Origin of the sequence: Streptomyces sp. LS1784 (assembly GCF_020103755.1) — a bacterium.
Classification (GTDB): Bacteria; Actinomycetota; Actinomycetes; order Streptomycetales; family Streptomycetaceae; genus Kitasatospora.
In genome coordinates, this window is sequence record NZ_JAHSQD010000416.1 from 1 (window position 1) to 7,260 (window position 7,260).

Annotated in this window: 7 protein-coding genes and 1 riboswitch; of the genes, 5 read left to right on the forward strand and 2 right to left on the reverse strand. The window is 72.9% G+C overall.

Translation table 11 applies throughout. The features are described from left to right. Positions 1 to 201 precede the first annotated feature (201 nt). From KS423_RS33095 to KS423_RS33105, 3 genes are all read left to right on the forward strand, one after another. The gene (locus tag KS423_RS33095; RefSeq protein ID WP_224283450.1) at positions 202 to 951 is read left to right on the forward strand and encodes an IclR family transcriptional regulator; all 750 of its coding nucleotides are present in this window, start codon (positions 202 to 204) and stop codon (positions 949 to 951) included. 28 nt (positions 952 to 979) lie between these two features. Next, entirely contained in the window at positions 980 to 1,408 is a 429-nt protein-coding gene (locus KS423_RS33100; protein ID WP_224283451.1) for a RidA family protein, read from the forward strand. Between the two features lie 129 nt (positions 1,409 to 1,537). Further along, on the forward strand, positions 1,538 to 2,257 hold the full coding sequence (locus KS423_RS33105; RefSeq protein ID WP_224283452.1) for a DUF2470 domain-containing protein: 720 nt from the start codon (positions 1,538 to 1,540) through the stop codon (positions 2,255 to 2,257). Between the two features lie 218 nt (positions 2,258 to 2,475). Here KS423_RS33105 and KS423_RS33110 read toward each other — a convergent pair whose 3' ends face one another. Next, positions 2,476 to 3,459, reverse strand: coding sequence for a M23 family metallopeptidase (locus tag KS423_RS33110; protein ID WP_224283453.1), 984 nt, complete (start codon positions 3,457 to 3,459; stop codon positions 2,476 to 2,478). 2 nt (positions 3,460 to 3,461) lie between these two features. Further along, positions 3,462 to 3,599, reverse strand: a riboswitch (cyclic di-AMP (ydaO/yuaA leader). Positions 3,600 to 3,953: 354 nt separating this feature from the next. Here KS423_RS33110 and KS423_RS33115 point away from each other — a divergent pair. Further along, the gene (locus KS423_RS33115; RefSeq protein ID WP_224283454.1) at positions 3,954 to 5,495 is read left to right on the forward strand and encodes an MFS transporter; all 1,542 of its coding nucleotides are present in this window, start codon (positions 3,954 to 3,956) and stop codon (positions 5,493 to 5,495) included. A gap of 7 nt (positions 5,496 to 5,502) precedes the next feature. Here KS423_RS33115 and purB read toward each other — a convergent pair whose 3' ends face one another. Continuing rightward, a complete protein-coding gene (gene purB, locus KS423_RS33120; protein WP_224283455.1) occupies positions 5,503 to 6,942 on the reverse strand; it encodes an adenylosuccinate lyase in 1,440 nt (479 codons plus the stop codon). Between the two features lie 109 nt (positions 6,943 to 7,051). Here purB and KS423_RS33125 point away from each other — a divergent pair. Continuing rightward, a partial coding sequence (locus KS423_RS33125; RefSeq protein ID WP_224283456.1) for a hypothetical protein occupies positions 7,052 to 7,260 on the forward strand: 209 nt, incomplete at its 3' end.

A 7,260-nucleotide genomic window follows, 5' to 3' on the forward strand; every position in this document is an offset into this window, starting at 1 on the left:
AGGCCGAGCTGCCGGACGCCGCCGTGGTGGCCGCCCTGCTCGACGCCTCCCCCGCCGAGTGGGCCGCGACCCGGGTCACCGCGGAGGGCATCACCGGCCCGACCCTGCCCACCGGCCGCGTGCGCCCGGCCGACCGGGCCCCGTCCGCCGACCGGGCCCGGGCACAATGAGCAGGAACCCCAGCCCTCGAAGCGGAGCACGATGAGTCAGACCGTCACCCGCGCCCTGCGCATCCTCGCCGAGCTCGGCGAGGGCGAGCGCTCCCTCGACCAGCTCGCCGAGGTACTCGGCGTCCACAAGACCACCGTGCTCCGACTGCTCCAGAGCCTCGAAGAGGAACGATTCGTCTATCGCGACGCGACCTACCGCTACCACCTGGGCGCCGGCCTCTTCGCGCTCTCCGGCCTGGCCCTGGAGCAGCGCGGCGTGCGCCGGATCGCCGCCCCGCACCTGGCCGAGCTGAACGCCACCACCGGTCAGACCGTGCACCTGGCCGCGTACGAGGGCGGCGAGGTGGTCTACATCGACAAGTTCGACTCCCGCCATCCGGTGCGGATGTACTCCCGGATCGGCCTGCGCGCCGCCCTGCACAGCGCCGCCGTCTCCAAGGTGCTGCTGGCCGACCTGCCGCTGCCCGAACGGCGCCGGGTGGTGGCCGGGATCGACTTCACCCCGCACACCGAACGCACCCTGACCACCCCCGAGGCGCTGCTCGCCGAGCTGGAGAAGGTCGCCGTCCAGGGCTGGGCACAGGACCACGCCGAGCATGAGGCCTTCATCAACTGCGTGGCCGCGCCCGTCCGGGACGCCAGCGGTCGCGTGGTCGCCGCCGCGTCGATCTCCGTCCCCGACGTGGTCCTGCCGTACGAGCAGGTGCTGGACCTGCTCCCGCAGCTGCTCGCCACCACCCGCGCCGTGTCGGCCGACTGCGGCCGCCCCGACCACAACTGACGAACCGTCGAAGACACCAAGGAGCCCCATGTCCTCCGAGCAGCCCCGGATCGGCGAGAAGGCCGAGATCCGCACCGACGGCGCCCCCGCCCCCGCCTGGATGTTCTCCCAGGGTGTCCGCAAGGGCCCGATCCTCCAGGTCTCCGGCCAGGGCCCGCAGGACCCGGACACCGGCGAGTACCTGCACCACGGCGACGTGAAGGCGCAGACCCGCCGCACCCTGGAGAACGTCAAGGCCATCGTCGAGGCCGGCGGCGCCACCATCGAGGACGTGGTGATGTTCCGCGTCTACCTCACCAAGCGCGCCGACTTCCCGCTGATGAACGAGGTCTACGCCGAGTTCATCAAGGAGAACATCGAGCCCGGCGGCGTGAAGCCGTGCCGCACCACCGTCTTCGTCGAGCTGCCGCAGGAGCCGATGCTGGTCGAGATCGACGCCCAGGCCGTCATCGGCTGACGCACCGCCGCACCGAAGGGCCCGGACGCCACCCGCGCGTCCGGGCCCTTCCGCCCGTCCGGACGCCTGCTTGCCACACCCCCACCCCCGCATTAGGTTAGGCTCACCTAACTTACTGGAGGTCCGTCCATGAGCCTGCCCACCGGCGCCACCGAGGTCCCCGAGCCCACCACCGCCGAACGGATCCACAGCCTGCTCAGCACGACCTCCTCGCTCACCGTCCGCGCCCTGGGCGAGCACCACCACCTGGACACCCCGGTCTCCGTGCACGGCTCCCGGCTGCGGCTGCGCACCGCCCTGGACGACCCGCTCACCACGGCCGCCGCCGGTGCCACCGACGGCCTCGCCGTCGTCCTCGACATCACCGACGTCTCCCCCGTCGCCGTCCGCGACCGGGTCCGCGCCCGCCTCACCCTGGCCGGCCGGCTGCACCTGGCCCACCTCACCGACGACGGCCTCGGCGTACACCTGCGGGTGAACGTCGCCCACGCCGTCCTCGCCACCCCGTACGGCACCGGCGCAATCACCGCCGACGACCTCGCCCTCGCCGCCCCCGACCCGCTGGCCCGGCACGAGGCCGCGCTGCTCACCCACCTCGCCGACGACCACGCCGAGGCGCTCGACGTCCTCACCCGGCTGCTGGACCCGGCCGTGCTCGCCCACGAGCCGGAGGTCCGCCCGCTCGCGCTGGACCGCTACGGCCTGGTGCTGCGCCTGGACCACCCGCACGGCCACCGCGACGTCCGCCTGGTCTTTCCCGAACCGGCTCGGGACACCGACGACTTCGGCCACCGGATGCACGAGCTGCTGGCCGCCGCCCGGTACGGCCTGCCGGTCCACCGGCACTGACTCCCGCTCGAACGAAGCAGCCGGCCCGGCTCCACGAGGAGGTCCTCATGAAGCCGGGCCGGCCTGGGCGTGTCCCGCGCCCATGTCCACTGTGCGGCGATCACCCGGTCGAGCGGTCACCCGACATGACCATCCCGGAGGATCGATTCGCCCCGCAGCAGCGGCGGTTCCTGAAACCTTCGGGGCTCAGGGCCCCGCGAGGTCGGAGCGCCTCGGGCTCAGAGCGCGACGCCGTGCGCGCGCAGGTAGGCGACCGGGTTGATGTCCGAGCCGTACTCCGAGCCGTTGCGGATCTCGAAGTGCAGGTGCGGGCCGGTCACGTTGCCCGTGGCACCGGAGAGGCCGATCTGCTGGCCGACGGTGACGGCCTGACCGAGCTTCACACCGATCGAGGAGAGGTGTGCGTACTCGGCGTAGCGGCCGTCGGCGAGCTTGATCTCGACCTGGTTGCCGTAGGCGCCGCCGTTGCCGGCCTTGACCACGACACCGTTGGCGACGGCGCGCAGCGGGGTGCCGGTGGAGGCGATGAAGTCCTGGCCGGTGTGGTGGCCGGAAGCCCACATCGAACCGGCCACGCCGTAGGCGGTGCCCAGCTTCGGGTTGGCCAGCGGGGCGACGAAGCCGGAGGTGGCGGCGGCGACCGGAGTGGCGGTCACGACCTGGGCCGGAGCGGCGACCTGCAGCTGGGTCTGGAGCTGCGCGGACGGCTTGGCCGCCTCGGTCTTCACCTGGACCTGGGCCTGCGGCGTGGTGGCCTGGGTCGCCGGAGCGGCGGGCTTGGCCGGTGCGGCGGGCTTCGCCGGAGCAGCGTCGGCGGACGGCGCGGCGGCGTGGCCCGGCAGCGCGAGCTGCTGGCCCGGGAAGATCAGGTTCGGGTCGGCACCGACGACCGAGCGGTTCTGCTCGTACAGCGCGTGCCAGCCGCCCTCGACGTTCTTGGCGGCGGCGATCTTGGACAGGGTGTCGCCGCTGACGACGCGGTAGCTCTCCTGCGCGGCCTGGGCGGCCGGAGCAGCGGCCTGCGCGGCCGGCTTGGCGCCGGTGGAGGCGGCAGCCTGCGCGACCGGGGCGGCCGGAACGATGTGGGCCTGGGCGCTCACCGCGGTCACGAGCGGGAGGGCGAAGGAGACACCGGTGACGGCGGTGGCGATGCCGATGCGGGCAGCGCGGGGCAGGGCGATACGACGGGCCTGAGCAGGCATGGAATTTTCCTCTCCGACGCCTGCGAGGTGAGCTGTCGGGTTCGGGCTGGAGTTGCCCGGCCGCATGCGCGGCTTCACCCCGAGCCGGTCCTGGACACCCGCGCCCTGAGGCGCGAACTCCGGTCCGGCGACTTACCTGTGGGTCCCCCACTCCTGCCGTGCAGAGTTCGTTTCGAACCACCGGGCAGCGGCAGGACTCGGCGTTCCACCCGGTGGATCCGTCCGGACTGGCCGGGCGGTCGCTGAACTAAAACCCATCCGTTCGGGTGAAGCAATGTCGATCTCTTGAAACGGCAACGATCCCCCCGGACGCAGTGACCCTCCGCAGGCCGGACCGCACGATACGTACACAACCCATTCACCCCCCGCCACTGATCCACGACCCTGCGCCGAGATCCGCGACGCAGCGCACCCGCCCCTTCACGCACCGCCCTCGGTCAACACACCCACCGGTGACCCTTGTCACGTGCGCCCCGGCAGCGCAGGATTCGCCCGTGGCCACCTCCGAGACCGGCACCCTGCGCCTGGGCACCGCGCAGGGGCGCTGGGTACTACTGGCGACGGTGCTCGGCTCCAGCATGGCGATGCTCGACGGCACCGTGGTGAACGTCGCCCTGCCCCGGATCGGCGCCGACCTCGGTGCCTCCCTGGCGTCCCTGCAATGGACGCTGAACGCCTATCTGCTCACCCTGGCGGGCCTGATCCTGCTCGGCGGCGCGCTCGGCGACCGGTACGGGCGGCGCAAGGTCTTCCTGGTCGGCGTGGTCTGGTTCGCCGCCGCCTCCGCGGCCTGCGCCGTCGCACCGGACATCCGGGTGCTGATCGCCGCCCGCGCCGTCCAGGGCATCGGCGGGGCACTGCTCACCCCCGGCTCGCTCGCCATGCTCCAGGCGGTCTTCCACCCTGACGACCGCTCGACGGCGGTCGGCCTCTGGTCCGGCTTCGGCGGGGTGTCGGCCGCGGTCGGTCCCTTCCTCGGCGGCTGGCTGGTGGACGGTCCCGGCTGGCGCTGGATCTTCCTGCTGAACCTGCCGCTCGCCGTCGCCGTGGTCGCGGTCACCACCCGCTCGGTGCCGGAGAGCCGGGACAAGGACGCCTCCGGCCGCTTCGACGTGCTCGGTGCCGCGCTCGCCGCCTTCGCCCTCGGCGCGGTCACCTACGCGCTGACCGCGGCCGGCGAGGGCCTGTCCCCCGCCGTCTGGGTCAGCGGGGCGATCGGGCTGACGGCCGGCGCCGCCTTCGTGGCCGTCGAGCGCCGTGCCCCCGAGCCGATGCTGCCGCTCGGCCTGTTCTCCTCCCGGCTGTTCACCGCGGTGAACCTGGTCACCCTGTGCGTGTACGCGGCGTTCAGCGGCGTCTTCTTCCTGCTGGTGGTGCAGCTCCAGATCGTGTCCGGGTTCTCGCCGCTGGTCTCGGGCTTCGCGCTGGTGCCGATCACCGTGCTGATGCTGGCGCTGTCCGCGCGCGCCGGGCGCCTCGGCAAACGGATCGGCCCGCGCATCCCGCTCACCGTCGGTCCCATGCTGTGCGCCGCCGGGGTGCTGCTGATGCTGCGCATCGGCCCGGACTCCTCGTACTGGGCGGACGTGCTGCCCGCCGTCACGGTGATGGGCTGCGGAATGACCGTGCTGGTCGCGCCGCTGACGGCGACCGTGCTGGCCGCCGTCGACGTCCGGCACGCGGGCATCGCCAGCGGGGTCAACAACGCCGCCGCCCGCGCGGCCGGCCTGCTCGCGGTGGCCGCCCTGCCGGCGCTGGCCGGGCTGAGCGGTGACGCCTACCGGGTGCCCGCCTCGGTCGACTCCGCCTTCCACACCTCGATGCTGATCTGCGCGGGCCTGCTGGTCGCCGGCGGGCTGATCGCCTCCGCGACCGTACGGGGCAATGTGCTCGCCCCCGAGGAGCAAGCGGTGGCCGAGCCGAACTGCGACTGGCCGTGCGGCACCACCACCCCGCCGTTCGACCCGGGCCACGTCCCCACGACGCGCGAGGGCCCCGCCACCGGTCCGGCGGCAGGGCCCTCGGCTCAGAGCTGATCCGACGTCAGAGAATGTCGGCCGGCGCGTACTTGGCGGCCTCCGGGTAGGCGGCCGCGACGGCCTCCACCTGGCGGACCACCTCGGCGACCTGGGCACCGGCCGCACCGGTGAAGGACAGCCGGTCGGCCAGCAGCGCGTCCAGCGCGGCCCGGTCCAGCGGGATCCGCTCGTCGGCGGCCAGCCGGTCCAGCAGCTCGTTCTCCCGGGCGCCCGCGCGCATCGCCAGCGCGGAGGCGACGGCGTGCTCCTTGATGACCTCGTGCCCGGTCTCCCGGCCGACGCCCGCGCGCACCGCGCCCATCAGCACCTTGGTGGTGGCGAGGAACGGCAGGTAGCGGTCCAGCTCGGCCTCGATCACGGCGGGGAAGGCGCCGAACTCGTCGAGGACGGTGAGGAAGGTCTCCAGCAGGCCGTCGAAGGCGAAGAACGCGTCCGGCAGCGCGACCCGGCGCACCACCGAGCAGGAGACGTCGCCCTCGTTCCACTGGTCACCGGCCAGCTCGCCGGTCATCGAGGCGTAGCCGCGCAGGATGACGGCCAGGCCGTTGACGCGCTCGCAGGAGCGGGTGTTCATCTTGTGGGGCATCGCGGAGGAACCGACCTGGCCCTCCTTGAAGCCCTCCGTGACCAGCTCGTGGCCGGCCATCAGGCGGATGGTCTTGGCCAGGCTGGACGGCGCGGCGGCCAGCTGGACGAGGGCGGTGAGCACCTCGAAGTCCAGCGAGCGCGGGTAGACCTGGCCGACGCTGGTCAGCACGTGGTCGAAACCGAGGTGCCCGGCGACCCGGCGCTCCAGCTCGGCCAGCTTCCCGGTGTCACCGCCGAGCAGGTCCAGCATGTCCTGGGCGGTGCCGACCGGGCCCTTGATCCCGCGCAGCGGGTAGCGGGCGATCAGCTCCTCCAGACGGCGGAAGGCGACCAGCAGCTCGTCGGCGATCGACGCGAACCGCTTGCCCAGGGTGGTGGCCTGCGCGGCCACGTTGTGCGAGCGGCCGGCCATGACCAGCTCGGAGTGCTGGGCGGCCAGCTTGGCCAGGCGCACCAGCACGGCCACCGTACGGTCCCGCACGTGTTCGAGGGACTGACGGATCTGCAGCTGCTCGACGTTCTCGGTCAGGTCCCGGGAGGTCATGCCCTTGTGGATCTGCTCGTGCCCGGCGAGCTCGCTGAACTCCTCGATCCGGGCCTTCACGTCGTGACGGGTGACCCGCTCACGGGCCGCGATCGAGCCGAGGTCGACCTGGTCGATCACTCGCTCGTAGTCGGCGACGGCGTTCGCCGGCACCTCGACGCCGAGGTCCTGCTGGGCCTTCAGGACGGCGAGCCACAGGTGGCGCTCAAGGACCACCTTGTGCTCGGGGGACCACAGCTGGGCCAGGGTCGCCGAGGCGTACCGGGAGGCCAGGACATTGGGGATCTGGGGCTTCGCGCTCACGCTTCGCAAGAGTAACAGCCGAGGTCACGCCGGGCGTCGGCGGATGGGGTAGGCTGGGTCAATTGAGCGCCTTTCAGATGACGCTCCACAGCCTCCTCACCGCAAGGATACCACATCGATGAGCGAACCTCCAGCGGACGCACGGAACTCCAGCGGCGCCCTCGCCACGGCCCTGCGCACCGAGCAGGCCCACCTCACCCGGCTCTACGCCCGGCTGGACGCCGTACGCGAACGGGCCCGCCGCGCCGCCGACGACGCCCACGACGGCGCCGCGCCCGGCGGCACCCACCAGGCCCGGCTGGAACGCGAGGTGCGTGCGCGCGAGGC